General features: G+C 71.9%; 27 protein-coding genes and 2 pseudogenes. 12 read left to right on the forward strand and 17 right to left on the reverse strand.

The window, feature by feature from the left end:
• Positions 1 to 24: 24 nt before the first annotated feature.
• On the forward strand, positions 25 to 459 hold the full coding sequence (locus CCZ36_RS20125; RefSeq protein ID WP_128818277.1) for a hypothetical protein: 435 nt from the start codon (positions 25 to 27) through the stop codon (positions 457 to 459).
• A gap of 84 nt (positions 460 to 543) precedes the next feature.
• Here the strand turns inward: CCZ36_RS20125 and CCZ36_RS36970 are convergent, their stop codons facing one another.
• Both CCZ36_RS36970 and CCZ36_RS20135 read right to left on the reverse strand, forming a co-directional pair.
• Positions 544 to 642, reverse strand: a complete 99-nt coding sequence (locus tag CCZ36_RS36970; protein WP_443069812.1) for a type II toxin-antitoxin system RelE family toxin — start codon at positions 640 to 642, stop codon at positions 544 to 546.
• 182 nt (positions 643 to 824) lie between these two features.
• Positions 825 to 1,103, reverse strand: a complete 279-nt coding sequence (locus tag CCZ36_RS20135) for a type II toxin-antitoxin system Phd/YefM family antitoxin (protein WP_176735174.1) — start codon at positions 1,101 to 1,103, stop codon at positions 825 to 827.
• 189 nt (positions 1,104 to 1,292) lie between these two features.
• Between CCZ36_RS20135 and CCZ36_RS20140 the strand changes: the two genes are divergently transcribed.
• Positions 1,293 to 2,363: a hypothetical protein gene (locus CCZ36_RS20140; RefSeq protein WP_128818278.1), complete on the forward strand. Its 1,071-nt coding sequence runs from the start codon at positions 1,293 to 1,295 to the stop codon at positions 2,361 to 2,363.
• Here the strand turns inward: CCZ36_RS20140 and CCZ36_RS20145 are convergent.
• Positions 2,336 to 3,121: an SAM-dependent methyltransferase gene (locus CCZ36_RS20145; protein ID WP_069735597.1), complete on the reverse strand. Its 786-nt coding sequence runs from the start codon at positions 3,119 to 3,121 to the stop codon at positions 2,336 to 2,338. The genes CCZ36_RS20140 and CCZ36_RS20145 overlap by 28 nt on opposite strands.
• Positions 3,122 to 3,548: 427 nt before the next feature.
• On the opposite strand from CCZ36_RS20145, the gene CCZ36_RS20150 reads away from it, so the two are divergent.
• Positions 3,549 to 4,451 (forward strand): CPBP family intramembrane glutamic endopeptidase, encoded by a 903-nt coding sequence (locus CCZ36_RS20150; RefSeq protein ID WP_128819639.1) that lies wholly within the window; start codon positions 3,549 to 3,551, stop codon positions 4,449 to 4,451.
• A gap of 150 nt (positions 4,452 to 4,601) precedes the next feature.
• Positions 4,602 to 4,940 (forward strand): hypothetical protein, encoded by a 339-nt coding sequence (locus CCZ36_RS20155; protein WP_069735366.1) that lies wholly within the window; start codon positions 4,602 to 4,604, stop codon positions 4,938 to 4,940.
• Positions 4,941 to 4,962: 22 nt separating this feature from the next.
• On the opposite strand, the gene CCZ36_RS20160 is transcribed toward CCZ36_RS20155, so the two are convergent.
• Positions 4,963 to 5,562: a TetR/AcrR family transcriptional regulator gene (locus tag CCZ36_RS20160; protein WP_128818279.1), complete on the reverse strand. Its 600-nt coding sequence runs from the start codon at positions 5,560 to 5,562 to the stop codon at positions 4,963 to 4,965.
• A 178-nt stretch (positions 5,563 to 5,740) separates the two neighbouring features.
• Between CCZ36_RS20160 and CCZ36_RS20165 the strand changes: the two genes are divergently transcribed.
• Positions 5,741 to 8,023, forward strand: a complete 2,283-nt coding sequence (locus tag CCZ36_RS20165; RefSeq protein ID WP_069740955.1) for a glycoside hydrolase family 3 N-terminal domain-containing protein — start codon at positions 5,741 to 5,743, stop codon at positions 8,021 to 8,023.
• A gap of 109 nt (positions 8,024 to 8,132) precedes the next feature.
• Here CCZ36_RS20165 and CCZ36_RS20170 read toward each other — a convergent pair whose 3' ends face one another.
• A complete protein-coding gene (locus CCZ36_RS20170) occupies positions 8,133 to 8,855 on the reverse strand; it encodes a hypothetical protein (RefSeq protein WP_128818280.1) in 723 nt (240 codons plus the stop codon).
• A gap of 643 nt (positions 8,856 to 9,498) precedes the next feature.
• Here CCZ36_RS20170 and CCZ36_RS20175 point away from each other — a divergent pair.
• Complete coding sequence (locus CCZ36_RS20175; RefSeq protein ID WP_069735363.1) at positions 9,499 to 10,140, forward strand: TetR/AcrR family transcriptional regulator; 642 nt, start codon at positions 9,499 to 9,501, stop codon at positions 10,138 to 10,140.
• Positions 10,141 to 10,185: 45 nt separating this feature from the next.
• Here CCZ36_RS20175 and CCZ36_RS20180 read toward each other — a convergent pair whose 3' ends face one another.
• Positions 10,186 to 10,998, reverse strand: coding sequence for a GDSL-type esterase/lipase family protein (locus CCZ36_RS20180; RefSeq protein ID WP_237302710.1), 813 nt, complete (start codon positions 10,996 to 10,998; stop codon positions 10,186 to 10,188).
• Between CCZ36_RS20180 and CCZ36_RS20185 the strand changes: the two are divergent.
• Positions 10,997 to 12,015: pseudogene (locus CCZ36_RS20185) on the forward strand (WD40 repeat domain-containing protein). The gene CCZ36_RS20180 and the pseudogene CCZ36_RS20185 overlap by 2 nt on opposite strands.
• 54 nt (positions 12,016 to 12,069) lie before the next feature.
• Here the strand turns inward: CCZ36_RS20185 and CCZ36_RS20190 are convergent.
• Both CCZ36_RS20190 and CCZ36_RS20195 read right to left on the reverse strand, forming a co-directional pair.
• Complete coding sequence (locus CCZ36_RS20190) at positions 12,070 to 12,471, reverse strand: PPOX class F420-dependent oxidoreductase (RefSeq protein ID WP_069735360.1); 402 nt, start codon at positions 12,469 to 12,471, stop codon at positions 12,070 to 12,072.
• A 31-nt stretch (positions 12,472 to 12,502) separates the two neighbouring features.
• On the reverse strand, positions 12,503 to 13,315 hold the full coding sequence (locus tag CCZ36_RS20195; protein WP_128818281.1) for a TetR/AcrR family transcriptional regulator C-terminal domain-containing protein: 813 nt from the start codon (positions 13,313 to 13,315) through the stop codon (positions 12,503 to 12,505).
• Positions 13,316 to 13,528: 213 nt separating this feature from the next.
• Between CCZ36_RS20195 and CCZ36_RS20200 the strand changes: the two are divergent.
• Together CCZ36_RS20200 and CCZ36_RS20205 are read left to right on the forward strand one after the other, a co-directional pair.
• A pseudogene (locus CCZ36_RS20200) lies at positions 13,529 to 14,032 on the forward strand (ABC transporter permease); the annotation flags it as partial.
• 22 nt (positions 14,033 to 14,054) lie between these two features.
• Positions 14,055 to 14,606 (forward strand): GNAT family N-acetyltransferase, encoded by a 552-nt coding sequence (locus CCZ36_RS20205; RefSeq protein WP_128818282.1) that lies wholly within the window; start codon positions 14,055 to 14,057, stop codon positions 14,604 to 14,606.
• 12 nt (positions 14,607 to 14,618) lie between these two features.
• Here CCZ36_RS20205 and CCZ36_RS20210 read toward each other — a convergent pair whose 3' ends face one another.
• Positions 14,619 to 15,083: a MarR family winged helix-turn-helix transcriptional regulator gene (locus tag CCZ36_RS20210; RefSeq protein ID WP_069735357.1), complete on the reverse strand. Its 465-nt coding sequence runs from the start codon at positions 15,081 to 15,083 to the stop codon at positions 14,619 to 14,621.
• Between the two features lie 148 nt (positions 15,084 to 15,231).
• On the opposite strand from CCZ36_RS20210, the gene CCZ36_RS20215 reads away from it, so the two are divergent.
• From CCZ36_RS20215 to CCZ36_RS20225, 3 genes are all read left to right on the forward strand, one after another.
• A complete protein-coding gene (locus CCZ36_RS20215) occupies positions 15,232 to 15,888 on the forward strand; it encodes a hydrolase (RefSeq protein ID WP_069735356.1) in 657 nt (218 codons plus the stop codon).
• 77 nt (positions 15,889 to 15,965) lie between these two features.
• A complete protein-coding gene (locus CCZ36_RS20220) occupies positions 15,966 to 16,688 on the forward strand; it encodes a class I SAM-dependent methyltransferase (RefSeq protein WP_128818283.1) in 723 nt (240 codons plus the stop codon).
• Positions 16,689 to 16,733: 45 nt separating this feature from the next.
• Positions 16,734 to 17,147, forward strand: coding sequence for a DUF4259 domain-containing protein (locus CCZ36_RS20225; RefSeq protein ID WP_069735354.1), 414 nt, complete (start codon positions 16,734 to 16,736; stop codon positions 17,145 to 17,147).
• A 20-nt stretch (positions 17,148 to 17,167) separates the two neighbouring features.
• Here the strand turns inward: CCZ36_RS20225 and CCZ36_RS20230 are convergent, their stop codons facing one another.
• The 8 genes from CCZ36_RS20230 to CCZ36_RS20265 all read right to left on the reverse strand — a co-directional run bounded on the left by CCZ36_RS20230 (position 17,168) and on the right by CCZ36_RS20265 (position 24,686).
• The gene (locus CCZ36_RS20230; protein WP_128818284.1) at positions 17,168 to 17,779 is read right to left on the reverse strand and encodes a Uma2 family endonuclease; all 612 of its coding nucleotides are present in this window, start codon (positions 17,777 to 17,779) and stop codon (positions 17,168 to 17,170) included.
• 161 nt (positions 17,780 to 17,940) lie between these two features.
• Positions 17,941 to 19,059 carry a phosphoserine transaminase gene (gene serC / locus CCZ36_RS20235; protein ID WP_128818285.1) on the reverse strand — a complete coding sequence of 373 codons (1,119 nt, stop codon included), beginning with the start codon at positions 19,057 to 19,059 and terminating at the stop codon, positions 17,941 to 17,943.
• Between the two features lie 92 nt (positions 19,060 to 19,151).
• On the reverse strand, positions 19,152 to 20,384 hold the full coding sequence (locus tag CCZ36_RS20240) for a cytochrome P450 family protein (RefSeq protein ID WP_069735351.1): 1,233 nt from the start codon (positions 20,382 to 20,384) through the stop codon (positions 19,152 to 19,154).
• Positions 20,381 to 21,643 (reverse strand): cytochrome P450, encoded by a 1,263-nt coding sequence (locus tag CCZ36_RS20245; protein ID WP_128818286.1) that lies wholly within the window; start codon positions 21,641 to 21,643, stop codon positions 20,381 to 20,383. Before CCZ36_RS20245 ends, CCZ36_RS20240 begins: the two co-directional genes overlap by 4 nt.
• The gene (locus CCZ36_RS20250) at positions 21,640 to 22,314 is read right to left on the reverse strand and encodes a GTP-binding protein (protein WP_069735349.1); all 675 of its coding nucleotides are present in this window, start codon (positions 22,312 to 22,314) and stop codon (positions 21,640 to 21,642) included. Before CCZ36_RS20250 ends, CCZ36_RS20245 begins: the two co-directional genes overlap by 4 nt.
• Positions 22,295 to 22,666 carry a DUF742 domain-containing protein gene (locus CCZ36_RS20255; protein WP_069735348.1) on the reverse strand — a complete coding sequence of 124 codons (372 nt, stop codon included), beginning with the start codon at positions 22,664 to 22,666 and terminating at the stop codon, positions 22,295 to 22,297. Before CCZ36_RS20255 ends, CCZ36_RS20250 begins: the two co-directional genes overlap by 20 nt.
• Positions 22,663 to 23,082: a roadblock/LC7 domain-containing protein gene (locus CCZ36_RS20260; RefSeq protein ID WP_030709614.1), complete on the reverse strand. Its 420-nt coding sequence runs from the start codon at positions 23,080 to 23,082 to the stop codon at positions 22,663 to 22,665. The genes CCZ36_RS20255 and CCZ36_RS20260 overlap by 4 nt, the downstream gene beginning before the upstream one ends.
• Positions 23,079 to 24,686 (reverse strand): sensor histidine kinase, encoded by a 1,608-nt coding sequence (locus tag CCZ36_RS20265; protein ID WP_069735347.1) that lies wholly within the window; start codon positions 24,684 to 24,686, stop codon positions 23,079 to 23,081. The genes CCZ36_RS20260 and CCZ36_RS20265 overlap by 4 nt, the downstream gene beginning before the upstream one ends.
• Positions 24,687 to 24,748: the final 62 nt, after the last annotated feature.

The following is a 24,748-nucleotide window of genomic DNA, read 5'->3' on the forward strand; positions in this document are numbered from 1 at the left end:
CGTGTCTGCCGCAACGCTGAGCGCATGGAACTGAAGAATTCACCGGATCCGGTCCCCTTCTGCCCCTCCTGGATCCCCGCCTCCGGTCACGCACTCCGCCATGTCGGCATCCACTTCGACGCGGTCCGGGCCATTGGTCTGCTCGGCGAGGAGATCGCGTACGAGGTCATGCAGTTCACCGACTTCCAGGCCGGGCCCATCGTCCGCTCCGGCATCGGCGAGCGCAGCATGTACTTCCTGCTCGCGCCCGGGACCGCCGCCGAGCACCGCTGGCCTCCCGGTGTGGAGGCGATGAGCCGGAGCGCGCGGGGCGATGCGTTCGTCGGGGTGCCCGCGCTGGGCGGGGGCACCTGGCCGCTGGACTGGCGGTCACGGCCCACGGTCCAGGACCCGTTCGTGGACGGCGCGTTGCTGCACGAGATGGCGTGGCTGCGGGCGGGGTGCGGCGTGAGGGAGTGAGCGAGGCTGCCGCCGCCTCGGCCTGCGCGAGTCCGCCGAGTCGGAGGGCGCCGTAGCTCAGTCCCGCAGTGCCGAACGGCAAGGTCAGAAGGTTCGGTAGATCTCCCGCCGATGGCTGACTGCCAGCACCCAGACGATGAGCTGACCGTCCTCCACCGTGTACACGGCCCGATAGTCACCCACTCGGAGACGCCACCGTGCGTCATGACCCTGGAGCGGCTTGACGTCGAATGCGGAGAGCTCCCCGAATCCAGGGCCTTCTGGAGGTCCGCCAGGCGGCTCAGGATGCGTCGGGCCTCCGGCAACGGGATCTTGAGCAGGTCTCGTTGGGCGTGGGCCGTGAACCGTGTGACGTGGCCCATGGGTCAGTTGGCCGACCGGAGGAGTGCGGCCATCTCTTCAAGGGATACCGACCCTTCCGTCCCCTCGGCCTCCGCCTGGTCCGCGAGCCGGTTGAGCCATTCGTCCTCGTACCGCTCGTCGACCTCGCGGAGGCGTCGGTACTCGTCGATGTCGACGAGTACCGCTTCGCTCTTGCCTCGGCGGGTGATGATCGTCGGTGTCTCGTCACGACGGGCGCGGTCGATGGCGTCCGCGAGGTGCTTGCGTACCTCCGCCATGGATTCGGTCACGGGCTCACTCATGCAATAAATGTAGCAGATGTACATCTGCTACATGCATGGAGGCGGAGAGTGAAGGGCTACCCACTCTCTGCGGTACTGTGATCAAGTCATCACGCTCTGTGCCGCCAGTGGCGCACAGGGCGGCCCCCGGGAGTGTTAGAGCACTAACCCGAGGGCCTTCACCACTAGTGGATCTGGAGTCCACCCGCGATGCTGTCGCATGTTATCCCGCCCCCTCGGGGCTACACGAAGGCCCCCAACGGGCTGATCCGCCACCCGCGCCTCGGCAGTGACGCGAAAGTCCTGGTCCTGTACATCCAGGGGCTGCCCGAAGAGGCCCGCGACAAGGCCTTGAGTGAGCACGCCCGCGCCCTGGGCATGACCGGGCGCGCCTACCAGAAGGCCAAGGCCAACCTCGTGACGTACGGGTACGTGCACGAGAAGCGGGAGAACGTCGAGGGGGGACGGTGGCGGACCGTACAGGTGTTCAGCAACGAGCCGCTGACCGATGACCAGGCCGCGCGCCTCCGTGCCGGTGTTCCCGCCAACGGGTACGCGAACACGGGCGGGTCCGGCGTGCCGGGCGCGTCGCCCGCTCCGAGTGCGCACTTTCCGACCGTCGGTGAGCCGACCGGTCGGATGGTCGGTGGTCTCCTACCCGCGGACGAAGAACAGGGCGAAGACTCTTCCCACCCACCCACCGAAGCGGACGAGGACGCCGAGGAGCCGAGCGCGGAACCGGAACCGCCCTCGCAGGAAGAACTTCTTCTCGCCGAGCGCGTGTTGCTCTCGCTCAGGCACCAGGCCCGTCAGCTCTCCCTCGGGGTGCGTGAAGCCCGCAAGCTCGCCGGGCTCGCCGCCGAGTGGTTGCGGCGGGGCGTCAGCGCCGGGGATCTGCGGCTGGCGCTCAGCAGCGCGCTGCCGGCGGAAGGGGTGCGTACGGCCTTCGGGTTCCTGGCGCACCGGCTGGTGGAGAAGCTGCCCCCGCGTCCGGAGGAGACGGCGGAGTCCACGTCTCCGCCGCCGTCATCACCTCTGCCACTGCCGCTCATCGCCTGTGACGGGCCCGGCGAGGAGCACATGTTCCGGCCGCACGAGTCGTGGGTCACCACCTGTGGGCCCTGCCACCGTGAGCAGCAGCGGGCCTACTGGGCCGACCTGATGGCCCGAGCCGAGGCCGACCCCGCGCCCACGCCGCCGTCCTGGCGGGAGCGCGTCGCCATCGAGATCCGGGCGAACGGGGCCGCTTCCGGTTACGGGACCCGGGCCACGGCCACGTAGATGCCGCTGAACTCCTGGGTGGGCGCGGGCGTTCCGTTGAACCACTCCGGGGCCTTCACCAGGCCGGGGGCGGCGATCTCCAGGCCCTCGAAGAACCGGGCGAACTCCTCGCGGCTCCGCAGGGCCAGCTGGATGCCGCCCTTCTGGTACTCGTCCTCGCTCCGCTGTCCGATCTCCTCGTTCACGTCGGAGGCGCCGTGGGAGAGCACGACGTAACTGCCGGGTGCCATGGCGTCCGTGAACGTGCGCACGATGCCGATCGGGTCCTCGGAGTCCGGCAGGAAGTGGAGGAGGCCGAGGAGGGACAGGGCGATCGGCCGGTCGAAGTCCAGGGTCTCGCGGGCCGCGTCGAGAATGATCGCGGGTTCGCGGACATCGGCGTGGACGTAGTCCGTCACGCCTTCCGGGCGGCTGACCAGCAGTGCTTCCGCGTGCCGCAGGACGATGGGGTCGTTGTCGCAGTAGACGACCCGGGCGGAGGGGCGGATCTCCTGGGCCGTCTGGTGCAGGTTCGGCTCGGTGGGGATGCCCGTGCCGATGTCCAGGAACTGCGTCACGCCCTCGCCCGCCAGCCAGGCCGTCGCCCGGTTCATGAAGGAGCGCTGCTGCCGGGCGCCCACCTTCGCCTCGACGGGCAGGAGTTCGGCCACCTGCTGGTCCACCGGGTAGTTGTCCTTGCCGCCGAGCAGCGCGTCGTAGACCCGGGCCGAGTGCGGCTTGCTGGTGTCGATCGGGGGGTGAGGCGCCTGTGCCGTCATACCGAACTCCAGATACACGTGGTGTGGACCATTCAGTCGCCGCAGTCTGTCACAGCAACACCAGTCATACGCAGGGGTGTTCGGTTGTCGGCCGGGGGCGGGAGGGGAGAGACCGGCCCGGGGTTGCCTCCTGCGCCGATTCTCGATCCACTCGTGACCATCGCCGTGCGGTGGCCGTGAGCCTGCTCACCCGCGCCGGTCAACGCTTTGACCTCGTACGCCCCGCACGCCCAGGATCGGCGGTGTGAACCCTGACGTGCCCCAGCCGCCGCACTCGTCCTCCTCGCCTCCGCCGCCGTCCTCGCCACCCCCGTCGCCCTGGGCCCCGCCGTCGTCGGCCGAGCCGCCGCGCCCGCCGGCAGCGGCCTGGCAGAGCGGGCAGGGCTGGGACCGGCCCCCGGAGTGGAGCCGGCCGCCGACCGGGCCGGTGCGGGCTCCCGCCGGGTCCCGCTACGACGAGCAGGGGCGCAACGGTCGCGGCGGGCGGTTCGGCTGGCTCGGCGAGCTGTCGGCCGTGGTGGCGCTGGTCGTGGCGGGCGTCATGATCATCAGCATCGGCGGGTTCGTCGTCGCGGAGCTGCTGGACGCGGGGCCCGCCTCGGCGGACAGCGAGCTGTTCTTCGAGGACCCCGTCGCCGATCTGGTCGTCCAGCTCCTCGGCATCGCGATCGCCCTACCCATCGTCCTGTGGGGCGCCCGCGTGATCGGCCGGCGGCCCGCCGGAACCGTGTCCTCCGTCGTCGGGCGGCTGCGCTGGGGATGGCTCGCGCGGTGCGCCGCCGTGGGCTTCCCGCTGATGGTCGTGCAGATCGGCGTGCTCATCGCCTGGACCTGGCACGACGAGCCGCTCGGGGAGTCGGGCAGCGGCTTCCCCGGGTGGCCGGTCTTCCTGCTGAGCCTGGCCGTGATCCTGGCGCTCGTCCCGTTCCAGGCCGCCGCCGAGGAGTACGTCTTCCGGGGCTGGCTGGTCCAGGTGATCGGCCGCGTCGCGCGTACGCCCTGGCCCGCCGTCGCCGTCGCGTCCCTGCTGTTCGCCCTGGCCCACGGGTTCGGCGAACTCTCCGGGTTCCTCCTGCTGCTGTACTCGGCCCTGTGGTGGGGCTGGCTCGTGATCCGTACCGGTGGACTCGAAGCCGTGATCGTCATGCACGTCGCCAACAACCTGCTGGCCTTCGGCCTCGCCGCCGGCTTCGGCGAACTCGCCAGCACCGAGACCGCCGCCGACGCCCCCTGGCAGGCCATGGCCGCCGAACTCGTCTTCGCCCCGCTGTACTGCCTCACCGTGGCCCGGATAGCCGACCGGCGCGGGATCGAGCGGGTGAGTCCCTGACACGAGCCGCGGTCCCGGAGCCGGGGCCGCTGCGGTGCACGGAGCACCTCGACCGGTGAGGGGTGCGGAGGGGTGCGGCCCGGCGCGCGCCGGGTCCGTGAAAAGCTGACGCGACAGGATCGGCCGGGGACCGGCCGGGAGCGGGGGATCGTGGAGCGTAAGCGCCTGTGGAAGTCCTGCGTCCCGGTGGCCGCGAACCTGCTGCTCGGGGTTCCGGCCATCGTGCCGGCCTTCCTGGTCTGGTACGTGCTGTCCAACGGGCCCCTGGCGGAGCTGGGGTGGACCGATCGGGAACCGACCGAGAACGACGGCATGTGGCTGTGGCTGGTCATCGTCGTGCCGGTGGTGGCCTGCTTCGGGGGTCTGTGGACCCTGCTCAACCTGTGGATGCGGCGCAGGCTGATGGCTGCCGCGCCTCCCGGCCCGTACTGGTCGCTGGCACTGACGCTGACCCTCTCGCCGTATCTGCTGGGCGTCGCCTTCGGTTGAGGAGCGCGGCCGTCGGACCGGTTCAGAACTCCACGGTCAGCTGCGACCCGACGTGCGCCCGCAGCACCCCCGCCATGTCCGTCGCGCAGTCGCTGATCAGCCACTGGATCTGGAGGCCGTCCATCAGCGCGATGAGCTGCTGCGCGGCGGCCGACGGATCGACGTCGTCGCGGAGTTCGCCCGCCTCCCGGGCCTGGAGGTAGGCGCGTTCGGTGTTGGCGACGGACGTGCGGTAGCGGGTCTCGAAGTACGCGTGGGCCGGGTGGTCGGGGGCCGTGGCCTCCGCCGCGACCACCGAGAACAGCTCGACGATCCCGCGCCGCTTGGCGTTCAGCTCGGCGAGGTCCACCAGCCGGCGCAGATGGTCCACGCCCCGGGTGACGCCGAGCGCCAGCCATGCGTCGTCCACGTCGTCACGGCGCTGGAGGACCGCGAGGAGCAGCGCCTCCTTCGTGGGGAAGTGGTGCAGGAGCCCCGGGTGGGAGATGCCGCAGCGGGTGGCGATGACGCGCAGCGACGCGCCCCGGTAGCCGGCCTCGCCGAACAGGGTCATCGCCTGGTCGAGGATCTCGGTCCGCTTGGCCCGGCCCTTGGCGTAGGTGCGTCGGGTTACCGGGGTCACGCGCATTCACCCGCTGTCATCGCCGTGCCTCTCTGCTTCCGCCCCAGATTCTCACAGGGGTGAATACTTACCAAGCGGTCGGGATTGAGCGTACGGTACTGCGAGTGCCGCCCCGGCCGCCACCGCGCGTGCCGCCAGAGCCGTCGTGGCCGTCGTGGCCGTCGTGAGAGGAAGTCCTGTGGGTCCCAAGCCGCCGTACCTCGACCCCGCGCTGCCCGTCGCGGAGCGGGTCGCCGACCTCCTGGGGCGCATGACGCTGCCCGAGAAGGTGGGCCAGATGCTCCAGCTCAACGCCAAGGAGGGCGTGCGGCACCTCGTGGAGGACCTGCACGCGGGCTCGATCCTGCACGCCTCCCCGGAGCGGGTGCGCGAGGCCGCCGCGCTCACCGCGAGAACCCGGCTGCGCATCCCGCTGCTCGTCGCGGAGGACTGCATCCACGGGCACTCGTTCTGGGAAGGGGCCACGATCTACCCGACGCAGCTCGGGATGGCCGCCACCTGGGACCCGGAGCTGGTCGAGCGGATCGCGCGGGCGACGGCGGTGGAGGTCGCGGCGACCGGGGTGCACTGGACGTTCTCGCCGGTGCTCTGCGTCACCCGGGACCTGCGGTGGGGCCGGGTGAGCGAGACGTTCGGGGAAGACCCGTTCCTGATCGGCGAGTTGGCATCCGCGATGGTGCGCGGCTACCAGGGCGAGGGCCTCGACGACCCGACCGCGATCCTGGCCTGCGCCAAGCACTTCGCCGGGTACTCCGAGACCCAGGGCGGCCGGGACGCCAGCGAGGCGGACATCTCACGCCGCAAGCTGCGCTCCTGGTTCCTGCCGCCGTTCGAGCGGGTCGCGAAGGAGGGGTGCCGGACCTTCATGCTCGGCTACCAGTCGATGGACGGCGTGCCGATCACCGTCAACAACTGGCTGCTCAACGAGGTGCTGCGCGGCGAGTGGGGCTACACCGGGACGCTCGTCACCGACTGGGACAACGTCGGCCGCATGGTGTGGGAGCAGAAGGTCTGCGCCGACTACGCGCAGGCGTCGGCGGCGGCGGTCCGCGCGGGCAACGACATGGTGATGACCACGCCGAACTTCTTCGAGGGCGCCCAGGAGGCGGTGGCGCAGGGCCAGTTGACGGAGGCGGAGATCGACGCCGCCGTACGCCGCATCCTGAAGCTCAAGTTCGAGCTCGGCCTCTTCGAGAACCCGCGCCACCCCGACGCCCGCCGGCAGGCCGAGGTCATCGGCAGCGGGGCGCACGCGGCGCTGAACCTGGAGGCGGCCCGCCGCTCACTGGTGCTGCTGGCGAACGACGGCACGCTGCCGTTCGCGGGCGGCCTGGAGGCCGGCGGGGAGGGGCGGGCCACCGGGCCCGGCCCCCGTACGGTCGCGGTCATCGGCCCCAACGCCGATGACGCGCAGACCCAGTTGGGCGACTGGGCGGGCTCCTCCGGGCAGGCCGACTGGCTCCCGGACGGCCAGCCGCGCGCCATGATCCGTACGGTCCTCGACGGCTTCCGCGACCATGTGCCCGCCGACTGGGCCGTGTCGTACGCGCCCGGCGCCCGGATCCTGGATGTCGGGCCCGACCCGGAGGGGGAGCTCTTCCCGGACGGCCAGCCCCGCCCCGAGGTCGTCCACCCGGCCGCCCCCGACGCCGCGTTGATCGCCGAGGCCGTGGCCGCCGCCGAGGCCGCCGACCATGTGGTGGCCGTCGTCGGCGACCGGATCGAGCTGATCGGCGAGGGCAAGTCGACGGCCACCCTCGAACTCGTCGGCGACCAGGTCGCGTTGCTGGACGCCCTGGCGGCGACGGGCAAGCCGCTGGTGGTCGTCGTCATCAGCTCCAAGCCGCTGGTGCTGCCGCCGTCCGCGCTCGACGCGGCGGCGATCGTGTACGCGGCCAACCCGGGCATGCTCGGCGGCCGGGCGATCGCCGAACTGCTCCTCGGACTGATCGAGCCGACCGGCCGGCTGCCGCTGTCCTTCGCCCGGCACGCGGGCCAGCAGCCGACGTACTACAACCAGGTGCGCGGCCAGCACGGTACGCGCTACGCGGACCTCACCCAGCGCCCGGCGTTCGCGTTCGGCGAGGGGCTGAGCTATTCGACGGTCGACTACACGGACCTGGAGGTGCTGACGGCGGTGGTCGGTGAGTCGGAGACCGTGCGGGCCCGGGTCACGGTGACCAACACGGGCGCGCGGCCCGCCCTGGAGACGGTCCAGGTGTACGTGAGCGACACGGTGACGTCGGTGACCTGGGCGGAGAAGGAGCTCAAGGCCTACCGGCAGGTGGCGCTGGCCCCGGGGGAGTCGCGCGAGATCGTCCTCGGGCTGCCGGTGGCCGACTGCACGCTCGTGGACGCGGAGGGCGTCCGCACGGTGGAGCCGGGCCGCTTCGAGCTGCTGGTGGGCCCGTCGTCCCGGGACGAGGCGCTGCTGCGGGGGGAGTTCACGGTCAAGGGCTGAGCCGTGGACGGTGGGCGACGGCGCCCGCCGACGGGACCGCTCCCGCGTGCGCACGCGGGGCGGTCCCGTCGGGGTGGTGTGGCCCGGGGCCCGGAACCGCCGGCAGTCGTCAGCGGACCTCGAAGAAGTCCACGTTGTGCCGATTGACCTTGATGCCGAGCTTGACGAACCCGCCGTTGCGCTCGTCGCCGGCGTACTTGCTCCAGTACTGGCAGTGGAGGCCGGTCTCGGTCTCCTCGTCCACGGCCTTGGCCACCGGCAGCTCCTCGCAGGAGAGCTTGCTGGCGTCGCTGCGGCCCTTGTACGAGGTCCAGAGGCGCTCGTAGGCGGCCTTGGCGACCAGAATGCTCTGCTTCGGGGTGCTGTTGTAGAACGTCAGGAAGCTGCCCGGCTTGTACTTCTCGCTGATCTCGATCTCGTACGGGACGGTCGCGCCCTCGTACGTCACGTTGCAGATGCTGACCGCGCCGGCCTTCTGGGTCACGCCGTCGGGGCAGTTCGCGCTGGTCTTCCCGGGCACCTTGAGGCGGCGGAGCAGGTCTTCCTGGAGCTTGTGCTCGACCTTCTCGGTGAACGACGCGCCGTTGGCGGGCTCGGGGAGGACCTTGAGCTTCGGGTCGGAGCTGGAGGCGACGACGTCGGCCTGCGGGCCGGTCACCGGCACCGCGAGGTCCGCGCCCGGCTCCGGGGCCTTGGCCTCCTCGCTGGGGGCCGTGCCGGCGGAGCCCGTCGACCCGGAGGCGCGGGCGGAGTCGTCGTCCGACGAGGAGCCGCAGCCGGTCACGAGAATGCCGATGGCGGCCAGCCCGATGAGGTTCTTCGAGATACGCATAAAGGGAGCCTAAGTTGCGCCTGTGACAACGCTGTGTGGCTGAGGAGGCCGCTGTGACCCTGCGGGCGCCTGGCCAAAAGGGGCGTGAAGGGAGGAGAACGGGATATTCCAGTTTGCTTTCCGTACGTTCTGGGTGGGTGATGGTGGCTCAGTCGGGAAGGACTCGTACCGCGAATGTGACGGTCGGCTTCCGTCAGTTTCCGGAGTTCTCGGAGTTCCCGGAGTGGCTGGAGTGTCCGTCCCCTCGGGCGCACGCCACGGCTTCCTGGTCTCCGGCCCGGCCGCGGCGGACACCCGAACGGACCGGGGGCCGCGCGGGAAGGCGACGGCCGTCGCCACCACATGGAGAACGAGCGGGACCTGCTGGACGCCCTGGAGCCGCAGGAGGCGGCGCAGCGGGAGCGGCTGTTGACGACATGGCGGGCGGAGGGGGGAACCGGTGCGCGGCGGTGCATGAGCGCCGGATGTCCGTTCGGAGCACGTACGTCGGGGCGCGTGAAGAAGAAGCGTTTCCGCGTACGGGTATTACCCCGTACGGGTGTGGCGCGGCCGTCCGGACGGTGGCGGGGCGAGCACAATGGGGCGGCGGTTCGTGCAGAGGCGCGCAGGCTCCTCTCCCGCACCTTGCGCTCAAGGAGGACCGGTGGCGGACAGCTGGACGGTTCAGCGGGCCGGGCCCGGGGACGCCGCGCGTACGCAGGCGCGGGAGCAACTTCTGGAAGCGGCCAGGGAGCTGTACGGCGTCAACGGATACCGGGCGACGGCCGAGCACGACGTGTGCGAGGCGGCCGGGGTGCCGGTCGAGGTGCTGCGCCAGGAGTACGGGTCACGGGAGGGGCTGCTCATCGCCCTCCACAACCGGGTCACGACGACCGGGCTGCGGGCGGCGGAGCGCGCCCTGCTGACCGAGGGCATCGACGACTGCTCGATCGAGGAACGGGTCCGGCTGCTCTTCGACGCGTACGTGGAGGCCGTCACCAGCGACCCGCGCGAGGCCCGCGTGACGTTCGTCGAAGTGCTGGGCGTGAGCGCCGTGGTGGACGAGCACTGCAAGCTCTGGCGGGCCCTGTGGACGGAGTTCCTGACGGGCGAGGCCGAGCGGGCGGTGGACCGGGGCGAGGCGGAGGACCGCGACCACCGGGTCGACGTGATGGTGATGGTCGGCACGGTCCACGAACTGATGGCCCACCACGCCCGCCGCTCCCGCCGGGCCCGCCCCGGCGAGGTCTCGGGCGAACTGACCCAGCTGGCCCTGACGATGCTGGGGTCGCAGCGGAGCGGGTGAGGGCCGCTCGGGGGCCGAACCGGGGTGCCCGTTGCCGACCGGGGCTCAGACCGTGACCGGGGCGGTCGTCGCGGCCGACGTCCGCACCGGCACCGGCAACGGATCCTGGAGCGCGGGACCCCCCGCGTACGGGCCGCCCAGTCCCCACGCCTGGTGCATCGCGTCCGCGAAGGTGGCCGCCAGGAGGTGTTCGCCGGTCGGGCCGGGGTGCGTGCCGTCGTACGTGTCCGTGTGGATGTCGTATCCCGGCGGGCGCGAGGCCAGGAGAACGGGGGAGGAGGGGGTGTCGAGGTCGGCCACCGCCTTGGCCAGCAGTTCGTTGAAACGGTCGCAGGAGGCGGCGAAGGGGGCGTCCGTCTCGGCCCGGATGTTCGGTATCACCGGGAGCAGGGCCATGCGGATGCGCGGGTTCGCCGTCCGGGCCGCCTCGATGAACGCGCGGGCGTTCGCCGCCGTCTGCTCGGCGTCCGTGTAGAAGCCGAGGTCTATCAGGCCCAGCGAGACCAGCAGGATGTCCGCCTCCGCCTCGCGCACCGCGTCCGCGATCACCGGGGCCATGTGCAGCCAGCCCTCGCCCCAGCCGGACAGATGACGCCGGGCTGCGGGCGGGAAGGACGGGTCGGCGTACGCGTGGGAGAGCGGGGCGTCCGCCTCGGCGTCGTACAGCGTCGAGCGCGGGCCGACGATCTCGTACGCGAGGGCGGGGTACGCCTCCAGGTGCTGCCACATCCGGTAGCGCCAGGTGAAGTCGCCGGCGCGCCCGATGGTCATGGAATCGCCGACGAAGAGGAAACGCATGGCGTCATCATGGCCGATCACGGCTCCGGCCTGCGACGTGACGATGGACACTTGGGCCATGCGTTCGTATCCGACCGGCCCGGCGGGCACCCGTGCTGCCGCCCTCGCCGCTGCTCTCCTGCTGCTCGCCGGGGCCGGTCCCGCCGTGGCCGACGACGGGCGGCCCGACCGTGACTTCACGATCGAGGACCCCCGTATCACCGAGTCCAGCGGCCTCGCCGCCAGTCGCGCCCACCCCGGCGTCTACTGGACGCACAACGACAGCGACGACGGCCCCTACGTCTTCGCCGTCGACTCCCGGACCGGGAAGACCCTCGCGACCATCACCATGCGAGGAGTGGGTGAGCCGCGCGATGTCGAGGGCATCTCGGTCGGACCCGACGGCGACATCTACGTCGGCGACATCGGGGACAACCTGGACGGTACGTGGAGCCATGTCTGGATCTACCGCTTCCCCGAGCCGAAGCAGTTGCGCGACGCCACCGTCGACGCCGTCCAGTACGACGTGAAGTACGCCGACGGGGCCCGCAACGCCGAAGCGCTGATGGTCCACCCGAAGACCGGCCGCGTCTACATCGCCTCCAAGAACGAGGACGGCGGCGGCCTCTACGAAGGACCGGCGAAGCTCACTGCCGGGGGCGTGAACACCTTCCGGCGGGTCGACGAGGTGCCGTGGGTCACGGACGGGGCCTTCTCGCCCGACGGGAAGCGGCTGGTGCTGCGCTCGTACTTCAGCGCCCGCGAGTACGCCTTCGAGGACGGCCGGCTCGGCGAGGACCGGTCCGTCGCCGCCCCGTTCCAGCGGCAGGCCGAGTCCGTGACGTACACGGCGGACGGCTCGGCCCTGATGTTCGGCTCCGAAGGGGCGCGGAGTGACGTCGTCCGGGTGGAGGTGGCGGGCGGCGGCTCCGGCGGCGATCAGGGGCGGGGGAAGCCCTCGGGGAGCGGCGGTGGCGAGGCCGGTGACCCGGACGGCGGTGGCGGGCAGGGGGCGGCAAGGGCGGTGCCGGGCTCGGTGCGGCGATCGTCGTCGGGGCGGGCGTCCTGTGGTTCGCGCTCCGGCGGAAGCGGGGGTAGGGGGCGTGGGGGCTCTCGTCCCGTCGGCCCTCGTGTCCCTCAGTCCCGGTTCCGTCAGTCCTCGTCTGTCACCGGCCACACCTCGTAGTGCAGCGTCCGGTCCCGCTTCAGCCGGTGCGCGAGCGGGACCAGCACGCCCTGCACGACCGGGTACTTGCGCGACAGCATCCGTGCCGCGTGCGTGTTCTCCTTCGTGCCCGGCCGCAGCAGCCGCGCGTGCGCCCTGATCCGCGGTCCGGTCGGGGCGCCCCGCACCGTGCAGGGGGCGAGCTCCACCTGCGGGTGGTTGCGCATCCGCTCGACCTTCCAGGCGGACGAGAACGTCCGGATGAACGCGTGATCGCCCTCGACGGCGATGTTGACCGGTGTGCCGACGGACGTCCCGTCCTGGCGTCGAGTGGTCAGCAGGACGGTGTACTGCTTGACGAAAGGAGCGAGCTCCCGGCTGGCGTCCATATATCCATTGGGGCACGGGCCGGCCGTCCTGTCAGGTTCGGGACGCCGCCCGTTCCGCCGCCCGCTCCCGGACCAGCACGTCGAAACCGGCGATCAGCCGTTGCAGCCCGAACTCGAACTGGTCGAAGTCGGAGCTGAAGGTGTCCTCCGCCATGCCCGCCATCACCGGGTACGCGCCGCTGAGCATGGCCCGCTCCAGGTAGGGACGCTGGTTGTCCCAGAACGCCTCGTCGCTCAGCCCGGTCTGCGCCACCGCCTCCGCCGCGTCGGCCCGGGTGCGGGCGAGGCCCTCCACGAAGCTGTTCACCGCGATGATCACGCCGATCAGCTCCGGGTCCCGCAGGCCCATGCCGCGCAGGCCCGTGAGCGCGAGCTCCAGTCCGCGCAGGGCGCTGGGGCCGAGCACCGTACGGGCCTGGTTGATCTTGAGCAGCCAGGGGTGGCGGCGCAGGTTCTCCAGGTGCCCCCGGGCCATCCGGTCGATCGCCCCGCGCCAGTCGGCGGGCGGCTCGTCGGGGCGGGCGGCGAACGGCTCCCCCTGTACCCGGTCGAGCATCAGGTCGAGCAACTCGGCCTTGCCGGGGACGTACCGGTAGAGCGACATCGTGCCCGTGCCCAGCTCCGTGGAGAGCCGGCGCATCGAGACGGCGGTCAGCCCCTCCGCGTCCGCGACGGCGACGGCGGCGGTGACGATCCGGTCCAGGGACAGTCCCGGTTTCGGGCCGCGACCGGAGCGCTCGCCGGTGCCCCACAGAAGCTCCAGGCTGCGCGCGATGTCGCCGCTCCCGGTGGCCGGACCGTCCGCCTTCGACGCCGCCCCGGCTGTCGTTCCGTCGTTCGTCATGGGCTCAGCGTAATGGGCCGGAATGAAACTGCGTACACCGTACTCGTCATCGGGTACGGTGTACTCAGTTCGAGCCGCGGGTCTGCGATCGACCTGCCGGTCGTCGAGCGGAATCAGGGGGTATGTCATGTCTGCATCCACACCTGGATCCACATGCGGGTCCACGTCCGGGGCCACATCCGGATACGCGGTGCTCGCCGAGGGCATCGTGAAGCCATGCCGATGGCCCCTTCAGCGTTCGCCTCGGGGCGCGGGGCGGCCGACCTGGTGGTGGCCGCCGCCGAGCTGACCATCCTGGCCGTGACGGCCCTGCTGATCGGCTGGCGCGCGGACGGCGGCGTGCTGGGCGCGCTCGGGGCGTTCGGGCTGCTCCTGCTGCTGCGGTTCAGCCTGGTCTGGGTCGGCGTCTGGCTCGGCATGCTGGTCCCGACCCCGGAGGCGGCGGGCGGGCTGTACGCGGTGGCCTTCCCGCTCACCATGATCTCCAGCACCTTCGTCTCGCCGTCCCTGATGCCCGACTGGCTCGGCTTCGTCGCGGCCTGGAACCCGATCTCCTCGACCGCGACGGCGACGCGCGAACTGTTCGGCAATCCGGTGGCGGGCGGCGGGACCTGGGTCGAGGAGAACGCGCCGCTGATGGCGGTGGTGTGGCCGCTGGCGATCACGCTGGTGTTCCTGCCGTCGGCGGTCCGCCGCTTCCGGCGACTGAGCCGGTGAGGGGCGCGTAGGGTCGGGCCTCGTGCCGACGACCGTGACCCCCTTGCCCATCACCCCGCCGCCCTTCACCACCGCCCGCCTCGACGCGCTCCCGCTCGAACCGGCGTACGCCGAGGAGATGGTGGACGTCCTCGCGGACCCGGCGCTGTACGTGTTCATCGGGGGCGAGCCGCCGGCCCCGGCCGCGCTGCGGGCCCGGTACGAGCGTCAGTGCGCAGGTTCGCCGGACCCGGGGGAGCGGTGGTGGAACTGGGTGCTCCGGGTGCGTGCGGGCGGGGAGGCGGGCGGGGGGCTCGCCGGGTATGTCCAGGCGACCGTACGGGGGCCGCGCGCGGAGATCGGCTGGGTCGTCGGAACCCCGTGGCAGGGCCGCGGTTACGCGACCGAGGCCGCGAAGGGCCTGGTGGCGCACCTGGCCTCGGCCGGGGGCGTGCGGGAGGTCGTCGCCCATGTCCACCCCGGCCACGCCGCGTCCGCCGCGGTGGCGGTGGCGGCGGGCCTCGGGCCGACCGGGGAGTGGGCGGACGGCGAGCGGCGGTGGGCCGCGAGGGTGACTCCGTCGCCGGTGCCGTGAGCCCGAGCTCCGTCAGTCGGGCTGCTTCTCCAGGTGGGCCAGGACGCGGTTCGAGATCCGGGCCAGGGTGTCCAGCTCCTCCGGGGTGAGCGCGTCGATGAACAGCCGCCGGACGTGCTCGACGTGCACGGGCGCGGCCTCCTCGATCGCCTCGCGGCCGGCCGGTGTGGCGACGATGAACGCGCCGCGTCCGTCGTCGGGGCAGTCCTCCTTGCCGACGAGACCGCGCTTGGCCATCCGTGCCACCTGGTGGGACATGCGGCTCTTCTCCCACTCCACCAGCTTGGTCAGGTCCATGAAGCGCATGCGCCCGCCGGCCTCGGTGAGTTTGGCCAGCACGATGTAGTCGGCGGGGGACATGCGGGAGTCTGCCTGGACCCGGCGTGAGAGCCGTCCGATGAGCTTCTCCTGCATGCGGATGAAGCCGTCCCAGGCGGCCTGCTGCTCCGGATCCAGCCAGCGAGGCGTCGCGTTCATGCGAGGAGCGTAGCGAGGCCGCCCCGAGCGTCACCACCGGGAGCCTGCGGTGTTCGCGGCAAGTCGTCCGCGCCCGGCTGTAGTTGACGCATCAACCGTCGCCGCCTAGGTTGGATGACACATCAACCAATTGGTGGAGGGAATTCTCATGAGCGCCCAGAACAAGGCCGGACTCGACGCGCTGCTGACGCCCGAGGAGAGCGTCGTGGTGCTGATCGACCATCAGCCGTTCCAGTTCGCCAACCTGAACAGCCATGAGCCGACGATGATCGTGAACAACGTCGTCGGGCTCGCCAAGGCCGCCAAGGCGTACGGCGTCCCGACCATCCTGACGACGGTGCTGGAGGAGCGCGGCGGGCGGCTGATCCAGGGCGTCCAGGACGTGTTCCCGGAGCAGGAGCCGATCGACCGGACGCTCATCAACACCTGGCAGGACGAGCGCGTCGTCGACGCCGTCAGGGCGACCGGTCGCAGGAAGCTGATCCTCGCCGGGCTCTGGACGGAGATATGCCTGGCGATGCCGGCCGTCCAGGCGGTGGGCGAGGGGTTCGAGGTCTACGCCGTCACCGACGCGTCCGGAGGCGTGTCGGCCGAGGCCCACGACATGGCGGTGCGGCGCATGGTCCAGGCGGGCGTCGTGCCGATCACGTGGCTGGCCGTGATGGCCGAGTGGCAGCGCGACTGGGCCCGCGAGGAGACGATCACGGGGGCCATCGAGGTGCAGGCCCAGCACGGCGGCGCCTCGGGTGTGGCCTTCGCCTGGGAGACGCAGCTCCTGGCCGACCGCGACCGGAGCGCCGCCTGACGCCGGGACGGAGGGGCAGCGGACCCCTGGGGGACGACCGGCGGACCGGGTCCTGACACCCCCTAGGCTGATGCGCCATGACCACCCCTGACCTGTCGCCCGGCTCTCTGCACGCCACCCGTGCCTCGTATGACGCCATGGCCCCCGCCTACGTCGATTTCGCCCGGGGCGAGCTGGCCGCCAAGCCCTTGGAGCGCGCGCTGTTGAGTACGTTCGCGGAACTGGCGGCGGCGGGCGGCGGCGGCCTCCCGGTGGCCGACGTCGGCTGCGGGACGGGCCGGGTGACCGGGCATCTCCACGGACTCGGCCGGGGCCTGGACGTGTTCGGGATCGACCTCTCCCCGCAGATGGTCGCGGTGGCGGGGCGGGAACATCCCGGGCTGCGGTTCGAGGTGGGCTCCATGCTCGCCCTCGACCTGCCGGACGCCTCGCTGGGCGGGCTGCTCGCCTGGTACTCGACGATCCACGTCCCGGACGAGGAACTGCCGCGTGCCTTCGCGGAGTTCCACCGCGTGCTGGCCCCGGGCGGCTACGTACAGCTGGGCTTCCAGGTCGGCGACGAGCCGCTGCGGATGACGGAGGCCTGGGGCCTGGAGGTGTCGCTCGTCTTCCACCGGCGGCAGCCGGAGCGAGTGGCCGAACTGCTGCGGGACGCGGGCCTGGACGTGGTGTCCCGGGTGTGGCGGGAGCGGGAGACGGACGGGCCGTTCCCGGAGCGGGCTCCGCAGGGGTTCGTCCTCGCGCGCAGGCCGGTTGTCAGTGGCGGCTGTGAGGATGGGGACATCAGCGCAACGGACTGACCGGGCGCGGACGGACCGACCGGCACACGGACTGAGGGGGACCCCATGGGCGCCTGGGACATCGGCCACTTCGACAACGACACCGCGGCCGACTTCGGCGGTCGGGTGGACGACGCGGAGGCGGAGAAGAAGGCGGACGTGCTCCGGGGCGTCCTGACCGCCGTGGCGGGCACCGGCCCCGAGGACTATGTGGACGGCGGGGAGGAGGCGGTGGCCGCCGCCGCGCTGGTCGCGGCCCAGTGCCCCGGCGGCGAGCCCGTCACCACGCCGTACGGCCCGAAGAACCCCCTGCCACCGCTCCCCGCCGACCTGCGCCCGCTGGCCGTCCGCGCCCTGGACCGCCTCACCGCGAAGAACGCCGAGCCCCTGGACCTGTGGGCGGACGCCGGCGCGGACCAGGAGTGGCTGGCGGGGATAGCCGCACTGCGGGCGGTGCTGGTGGCGGCGACGGGGGAGTAGGACCGGTCCGGGCCGCGTCCTCAGCGTTTCGGGCGGCCCGCGCGCACGATCCCGTCGACGTCCAGGGAGAGTTCGGCGCCGATGGAGGCGGGCAGTGGGGCCTGCCGGCCGGGGGCGTAGACCTCGTGGCGGTCGTAGCCGGCGGGGAGGGGTTCGGTCAGGACGTGGACGCGACCGTGCCTGCGGTCGACGATGACGTACACCGGGATCTTGGCCTGGGCGTAGGCGGTGACCTTGTGGCGCAGGTCGGTCTGGTAGTTCCCGGAGGTGACCTCCAGGACCAAGCGGAAGCAGGCGGGGTCGTAGCAGTTGTTCTCGATGAGGTGCTCGTCGAAGTCGGCGTCCACGATCGCCAGGTCGGGGATCACGTAGTCCTCGGGGCCACTGGGCAGCCAGAGGCCGATGCCCTGGAGGACATTCGACTCCTCGCCGTGCAGACCGGCGGAGAGGAAGGGGATCATGAGTGTGGTCAGGGCTTTGGCATGCGGGCCGTCCGGGGGTGGTGCCACGGTGACGAGGCCCTCGATGATCTCGACGCGATGCCCCGGAAGCTGTTCGGTGAGACGGTTGGCCGTTTCCAGCAGCGTCTCCGGCTCATCGTCACAGGGGTGCTCGACTGCTGCTGCAGACATTGCGGCCTCCTGGAATGGGCTGGTGTCGAGAGCATCATCGTAGGGCGGGGCTGCCCGAGATCGCGCTTCTGGCATATGCCACCCCGTCGAGTGCAGCAGAGACGGCCCGGCACCCACGTGGGTGCCGGGCCGTCTCCGTACAGCCGTACAGAACCGAAGGGCTACAGCTTCTCGATCACGTAGTCGACACACGCCGTCAGCGCCTGCACGTCCGCCGGGTCGATCGCCGGGAACATCGCCACGCGCAGCTGGTTGCGGCCCAGCTTGCGGTACGGCTCGGTGTCCACGATGCCGTTGGCGCGCAGCACCTTGGCGACGGCCGCCGCGTCGATCTCGTCCGCGAAGTCGATCGTGCCGATGACCTGCGAGCGCTTCGCCGGGTCCGTGACGAACGGGGTGGCGTACTTCGACTCGTCGGCCCAGCCGTAGAGGTGGCCGGAGGACGCGGCCGTGCGGCCCGTCGTGAAGTCCAGGCCACCCTGGGTGTTCATCCACTTCAGCTGCTCGTTCAGCAGGAAGAGGGTGGACAGCGCGGGGGTGTTGTACGTCTGGTTCTTCAGCGAGTTGTCGATCGCCGTCGGCAGCGAGAAGAACTCCGGGATGTGCCGGCCCGAAGCGTGGATCCGGGCCGCACGCTCCAGCGCCGCCGGGGAGAACACGCCGATCCACAGGCCGCCGTCCGAGGCGAAGGACTTCTGCGGGGCGAAGTAGTAGACGTCGGACTCGGTGATGTCGACCGGCAGACCGCCCGCACCCGAGGTGGCGTCCACCAGGACGAGCGCGCCCTCGTCGGCGCCCGCGACGCGCTTGACCGGCGCCGCGACACCCGTCGAGGTCTCGTTGTGGGTGAAGGCGTAGACGTCCACCCCCGCCTCGGCCTGCGGCTCCGGGTGGGTGCCCGGCTCGGAGGCGATGACGGTGGGGTCGGACAGCCAGGGCGCGAGCTTCGCTGCCTTGGCGAACTTCGACGAGAACTCGCCGAAGTTCAGGTGCTGGGACTTCGAGTCGATCAGACCGTGCGTCGCCACGTCCCAGAAGGCGGTGGAGCCGCCGTTGCCGAGGATGACCTCGTAACCCTCCGGCAGGGAGAAGAGAGCGCGCACACCGTCCCGTACCTCGCCGACCAGGTTCTTGACCGGGGCCTGGCGGTGGGACGTACCGAGGAGGGAGGTGCCGGTGGCGGCCAGCGCGTCGAGCGCCTCCGTCCGCACCTTGGAAGGACCGGCGCCGAAGCGTCCGTCGGCGGGCTTGATGTCAGCGGGAATCTGGATGTCGGCCACGGGACGGAGCGTAGTCCCTCGGTGGCGCGGCTCCGTAACCGTGTCCGTCCGATGAGACATGCGCTCCGGCCCGTGGACCCCGTACGCGGGGGCTACTTCTTGTCGCCGCCGAACGGGCAGCCCAGCTTCACCGGCAGCTCGTGCAGGTCGTTCTGCGTCACGATCGGCTTGTTGCGCAGCTCGGACGCCGGGACCGCCAGGTCCAGTTCAGGGAAGCGCTCGTAGAGGGCCGGGAGCGCGATGCCCGCCTCCAGGCGGGAGAGGGCCGCGCCGGGGCAGACGTGCGGGCCGTGGCCGAAGGCGATGTGGCGGTTCGGGGTGCGGGCGGCGTCGAACTCGCCCGCCGTCGGGCCGTACTGCTCCTCGTCCCGGCCCAGCGCGCCGAACGAGACGATCAGGCCCTCGCCCTTCGGGAGGACCCTGTCGCCGACCTCGATGTCCTCCGTCGCGAAGCGGATCAGGACGTGCGAGGTCGGGGTGTTCCAGCGCAGCGTCTCCTCGATCACGCCGTCCCACCCGATCTCGCCGTTCAGCACCTTCTTGCGCTGCTCCGGGTGGGTCTGGAGCGCCTCGACCACGTTGACGATCAGGCTGATCGTGGTCTCGTGTCCGGCGGCGATGATCAGTTGCAGCGTGTTGACGATCTCCTCGTCGGTGAGGTGGTCACCGTTCTCCGAGGCCGCGATCAGCGCGCTGGTGAGGTCGTCGCCCGGGTTCGCCCGCTTGTCGTCGACGATCTTCGTGAAGAGCGTCCCGAGGTCCGCCATCATCTGCGGGACCTCCTCCGGCGGGGTCTGCGTCGAGAAGAACTTCTCGAACAGCTCCTTCAGCCGCGGGTGGTCCGCCGCGTCCACGCCCATCAGCTCGCTGATGACGTTCATCGGCAGCGGGTAGGCGAACTCGGCCTTCAGGTCGACCGGCTGTCCGGCGGGCAGTGCCGCCAGCTTCTCCAGGCTCGCGTTGGTCAGGGCCTCGATGCCCGCCCGCAGCCGCTCCACCCGCTTCACCGTGAGCGCCTGCGCCACCAGCGTACGGAGCCGGCGGTGGTCGGCCCCGTCGACCGTCAGCATCGAGCGGCCCGGGTTGGCCAGGCCGATCAGCGGCCAGTCCATGGGTATCTCGCCCCGCCGCCAGGCGTTCCAGACGTTGATGTCCTTGACCAGCCGGCTGTCGGTCAGCAGCGCGCGGGCCTCCGCGTGGCGGGTGACCGCGTACACATGTACACCGCCCGGCAGCTCCACCTCCGCCAGCGGACCGGCGGCCCGCAGCGCGGCGCTCTCGCCGTCGAGGTCTCTGACGAAGGGGTCGAGCGCGATACGGGTCATGCGGGGCCTCCGTGGCTTCCGGGTCTGCCGAGGGCGGGGGTGGGAGTGAAGAGCACCGGCAGGTCCGTCAGACCGCGCAGCCACGGCGACGGGCGGCGGGTGAGCTGCTCGGCGGGGACGGCGAGGTCCACGTCCGGCAGCCGGTCGAGCAGGACCTCGATACCGGTACGGGCGATGACCTCGGCGGTCTCCTGGGCCGGGAACGGGCAGCGGTGCTCACCGTGGCCGAAGGAGAGGAAGGCGTTGTTGCCGCCGGTCAGCGCCGAGCCGTCGGTGCGCACCTGCGGGTCGCCGTTGGCGGCGGCCAGGCCCAGGAGCAGCAGGTCGCCGGCGCGGATGTGGCGGCCGCCGAGGTGGGTGTCGCGGGCGGCCCAGCGGCCGGCCACGTTCTGCGTCGGGGTGTCCTCCCAGAGGACCTCGTTCATGGCCTCGGCGACGCTGTGCCGGCCACCCGAGAGCGAGGCGGCGAACCGGTCGTCGGTGAGCATGAGACGCAGCGAGTTGCCCATCCAGTCGGCGGTCGGCTGGTGACCGGCCGCCATCATCACCATGAGGTCCTGGGCGACCTCCTCGTCGGTGAAACCGCCGGGGTCGGCGAGCATCCGGGTGGCCACGTCGTCGCCGGGCTCGGCGTGCTTGTCCGCCAGCAGCTGGAACATCGACGCCCCCAGGTGCTGCTGTCCGGCCAGCGCCCGCTCCCGGCCGTCGATCATGTCGTTGATCGCGCCGACCAGCGGATGGGCCTCCTCGTCGGAGAAGCCGTAGATCCTGGCCAGGACCAGGGCGGGGAGCAGCTTGGCGTACTCCGCGATGATGTCGACCGAGCCCTTGGTGCAGAACCGGTCGATCAACTCGTCGGCGAACTCCTCCGCGTACCGCTTCAGCGAGAACGGATCGACGCCCTCCAGCGCGTTGCTGATCATCATCGCCCGGACGCTGTGGCGTTCGCCGACCGTGTAGAGGATCGAGGGCTGCTTGCGCCCGATCATCGGCAGCAGCGGCCAGTCGTCGGGGATGCGGTCCCACTGGTTCCACAGGTCGGAGTCCCGGCTGAAGAGGACCGGGTCCCCGGTGACCTGGTGCAGTTCGCGGTAGCCGAGGACGAGCCAGGCGGGGATGTCGCCGTCGAGGACGACCGGGGCGATCGCCCCGTGGTCGCGCCGCAGGTCCCGGTAGAGCTGGACGGGGTCGCTCTGGAAGCGGGGCCCGGACAGCGGGACGGAGGTGTGGGTGACGGGGCAGCCGGAGACAGTGGTCACGGGGCGGGCTCCGGGGTCGGGCCGGCCGCCGCCAGGGCCGCCGTGGGCGCGGCCGCCGCGGAGGCGGTCGTGCCGGCGGCCTGGAGGCGGGCGGCGGAGAGCGCGGCGAGGTGCTCGACGAGCGTGATCAGCACGTACTTGCTGGAGGACCGGTCACGCGCGTCGCACTCCACCAGCGGCACGTCGTCCGCGAGGTCCAGGGCCTCCCGGATCTGCTGCTCGCTGTGGAGCGGGCCGCCGAAGTCGTTGCACGCCACGATGAACGGCGTGCCGTGGTGCTCCAGCCGGTCGATGGCGTACCAGGAGTCGGCGAGGCGGCGGGTGTCGACGAGGACGACCGCGCCGAGCGTGCCGGAGAACAGCCGGTCCCACAGGAACCAGAACCGCTCCTGTCCGGGCGCGCCGAAGAGGTACAGCACGGAGCGTTCGTCGAGCGTGATGCGGCCGAAGTCGAACGCCACCGTGGTGGACGTCTTGGCGTGGACGCCGTCGAGGTCGTCGACGGCCTCGCCCGCGCGGGTCATCGTCTCCTCCGTGTTGAGCGGACGGATCTCGCTCACGGATCGGACCATGGTGGTCTTGCCGACGCCGAAGCCGCCCACGACAACGATCTTGAGTCCGTTGTCGGCGGTGGAGCTCAGGGTGGCGCGGTCAGAGGTTGCGGAGTCCAACGAGCACCTGTTCCAGGATGTCGGGGTCGGGGAGCCGGTCCGCGACACGGGCTGTACGGGGGTGGCGGGCGCTGATCCGGCCGGTGTCGAGCAGGTCGCAGAGCAGGATGCGGACGATGCTGACCGGCAGGTTCAGGCTCGCGGCGATCTCGACGACGGCGGTGGGGCCCTGGCACATCCGCAGGATCGCGACGTGCTCGGACTGCATGCCCGGGGACGGGTCGCACTCGGCGACGATGAGCGTCACCAGGTCGAAGGCGGCGGAGTCGGACCGGCTGCGGCCCCCGGTGAGGGTGTACAGCCGGTCCGGATCGTCGTCGCGGCCCGGGCGGGGGCGGGGCGCCGTCGTCATACGGCCGGGGCCTCGGCGGGTTCGCGCGGCGGCGCGACGAGGTGCTCGCCGAGCTGCTCGACGAGCTCGCTCATGTTGTGGCCGACGAGGCCGACGTCGGAGTCCTCGTCGGCGACGACGGCCAGGTGGGCCCCGGCCCCCGCCTCGACGATGAACAGCACGCCGCCGTAGAACTCGGCCATCGCGGACCGTACGCCGCCGGTGCCGTCGCCGAACTCGATGGACGCGCCGTGCGACAGGCTCTGGATCCCGGCGGAGATGGCGGCCAGCTGGTCGGCCTGGTCGACGGAGAGCTCGGGGGTGCGGCACAGCTTGAGGCCGTCGCGGGACAGGACGAGGGCGTGGCGGGTACCGGGGGTGCGGTCGAGCAGCCCCTCCAGCAGCCAGTTGAGCTTCTCGTCGGTGGTCGCGGTCATCGGGTGTTGCCTTCCGGGTGCGGGGAGTTGGCTCGTACCGCCTTGCTGAAGGTGCTGAAGCGCGCTGCCTGGACCTTCGGGTCGGTGGTACGGGCCCGGGGGGAGTCGGCTCCGCCGGGGGCGGCGTGGCCGGTACGGGCTTCGGCGGCGGCCAGGGTCCGGCCGCGGCGGCGCTTGGGCAGCCCGCTCTCGCCGAACTCGGGCACGCTGCCGGTGGACTCGGAGACGGAGTCCACGGAGGGGGCCGGGGAGCCCGAGGGGGCCGCTTCCGCCGCCGGGGTCAGGGGCGTGGGGGCGCCGTCCTCGGTACGGGCCCGGGAGGTGCGGGCGGGCTCGGCGGCGTCGGCGGCGTCGCCGGGATCGGTTCCGGCGGCCGAGGCGTGCGAGGGCTCGGGCTCGGCGGGGACGGTGTCCACGGGGGCCGGGGCGGTGGCTGCCGGTGCGGCAGTCGCCGCCGCCGGTGGAGCCGGGGTCGGTGCGACCGCGCGGGAGATCAGCTCCTGGGGGAGCATCATCAGCGCGCCCGTGCCGCCACGGGCGGACGGCCGGAACGAGACGGTCAGGCCGTGCTTGCGGGCCAGCCGGCCGACGACCGCGAGCCCGAGACGGGTGCCGGAGAGGTTCGTGAGGTTCTGGTGGTCCGCGGAGACCGCCTGCTCCGCGCGGCGCAGCTGCACCTCGCTCATGACGAGTCCGCTGTCCTCGACGGTGATGACGATGCCCGCCGGGACCTCCTCCACGTACACGTGCACCTCGGCGGTGGGCGGCGAGAAGTTGGCAGCGTTGTCAAGGAGTTCGGCGAGTGCGTGCATGACGCCCTCGGCCGCGTGACCGGCGATGGCGACATCGCTGGTGGAGTGGAGGCGGACCCGCTGGTAGCTGCCGATCCGGCCCATCGCGCCGCGCAGGATCGACTCCATGACGATCGGCTTCGCCCAGCGCCGGCCGGAACGGGCCCCGGTCAGCACGGCGATGGAGTCGGCGAGGCGGCCCGCCTGGGCGGTGCGGTGGTCCAGGTGGAGCAGGTCCCCGAGCACGGACTCGTCGGAGTGCCGGTGCTCCATCTCGCGGAGGTCGGCCAGCATGCTGGTGGCCAGGGCCTGCATCCGGCCCGCCGCGTTGGCGCAGGCGGCGACGGCCGCGGAGCGCTCGGTCTCGGCGCGGGTCGCACGGGCCGTCAGCCGGTCGACGCTGAGCTGGAGGCGGGCTTGTTCGGCGGCGGCCGCCGCGACGATCCGCTCGTTCTCGGCGCGGGCCTCGGCGACGAGCCGTGAGGTCTCGGCGGCGGCGGCGCCCTTGATCCGGGCGGTCTCCGCCGTGAAGCGCTGGGCCTCGACGGCGGAGGCGGAGACCAGGCGCGAGGTCTCGGAGGTGAACCGCTGGGCGTCGGCGGCCCGCAGGGCGCGCAGCGTCCGCGCGGTCCCCAGGGTGTGGACGGTGACGGCCACGCAGACGCTCAGCAGCACGGCGGCTGCGCCCGCGCCCCAGGCCAGCGGGGTCCGTACCGTGTCGGGGGCCGCGGCGACGGCCCACAGGGTCAGCGTGCCGGTTGCGGCTGCCGATATCAGCAGGGCGAGTGCGGTGGGCCGGTGTGAGGGGCGCAATCGGAGTCCTCGGTTGCGGACGGTGCGGGGTGGCAGGGTGGTGCGAGCGGTGGTGCTGGTGT

Origin of the sequence: Streptomyces sp. S063 (assembly GCF_002832675.1) — a bacterium.
GTDB classification, from domain to species: Bacteria; Actinomycetota; Actinomycetes; order Streptomycetales; family Streptomycetaceae; genus Streptomyces; species Streptomyces sindenensis.

Bases quoted from the DNA above. Each gene is read 5' to 3' on its own strand.
- CCZ36_RS20125 (WP_128818277.1), top strand. From the start codon at position 25: ATGGAACTGAAGAATTCACCGGATCCGGTCCCCTTCTGCCCCTCCTGG.
- CCZ36_RS20135 (WP_176735174.1), bottom strand. From the start codon at position 1,103: ATGAGTGAGCCCGTGACCGAATCCATGGCGGAGGTACGCAAGCACCTC.
- CCZ36_RS20140 (WP_128818278.1), top strand. From the start codon at position 1,293: ATGCTGTCGCATGTTATCCCGCCCCCTCGGGGCTACACGAAGGCCCCC.
- CCZ36_RS20145 (WP_069735597.1), bottom strand. From the start codon at position 3,121: ATGACGGCACAGGCGCCTCACCCCCCGATCGACACCAGCAAGCCGCAC.
- CCZ36_RS20170 (WP_128818280.1), bottom strand. From the start codon at position 8,855: ATGCGTATCTCGAAGAACCTCATCGGGCTGGCCGCCATCGGCATTCTC.
- CCZ36_RS20180 (WP_237302710.1), bottom strand. From the start codon at position 10,998: ATGGCCCAAGTGTCCATCGTCACGTCGCAGGCCGGAGCCGTGATCGGC.
- CCZ36_RS20190 (WP_069735360.1), bottom strand. From the start codon at position 12,471: ATGGACGCCAGCCGGGAGCTCGCTCCTTTCGTCAAGCAGTACACCGTC.
- CCZ36_RS20195 (WP_128818281.1), bottom strand. From the start codon at position 13,315: ATGACGAACGACGGAACGACAGCCGGGGCGGCGTCGAAGGCGGACGGT.
- CCZ36_RS20210 (WP_069735357.1), bottom strand. From the start codon at position 15,083: ATGAACGCGACGCCTCGCTGGCTGGATCCGGAGCAGCAGGCCGCCTGG.
- CCZ36_RS20215 (WP_069735356.1), top strand. From the start codon at position 15,232: ATGAGCGCCCAGAACAAGGCCGGACTCGACGCGCTGCTGACGCCCGAG.
- CCZ36_RS20220 (WP_128818283.1), top strand. From the start codon at position 15,966: ATGACCACCCCTGACCTGTCGCCCGGCTCTCTGCACGCCACCCGTGCC.
- CCZ36_RS20225 (WP_069735354.1), top strand. From the start codon at position 16,734: ATGGGCGCCTGGGACATCGGCCACTTCGACAACGACACCGCGGCCGAC.
- CCZ36_RS20230 (WP_128818284.1), bottom strand. From the start codon at position 17,779: ATGTCTGCAGCAGCAGTCGAGCACCCCTGTGACGATGAGCCGGAGACG.
- CCZ36_RS20240 (WP_069735351.1), bottom strand. From the start codon at position 20,384: ATGACCCGTATCGCGCTCGACCCCTTCGTCAGAGACCTCGACGGCGAG.
- CCZ36_RS20255 (WP_069735348.1), bottom strand. From the start codon at position 22,666: ATGACGACGGCGCCCCGCCCCCGCCCGGGCCGCGACGACGATCCGGAC.
- CCZ36_RS20260 (WP_030709614.1), bottom strand. From the start codon at position 23,082: ATGACCGCGACCACCGACGAGAAGCTCAACTGGCTGCTGGAGGGGCTG.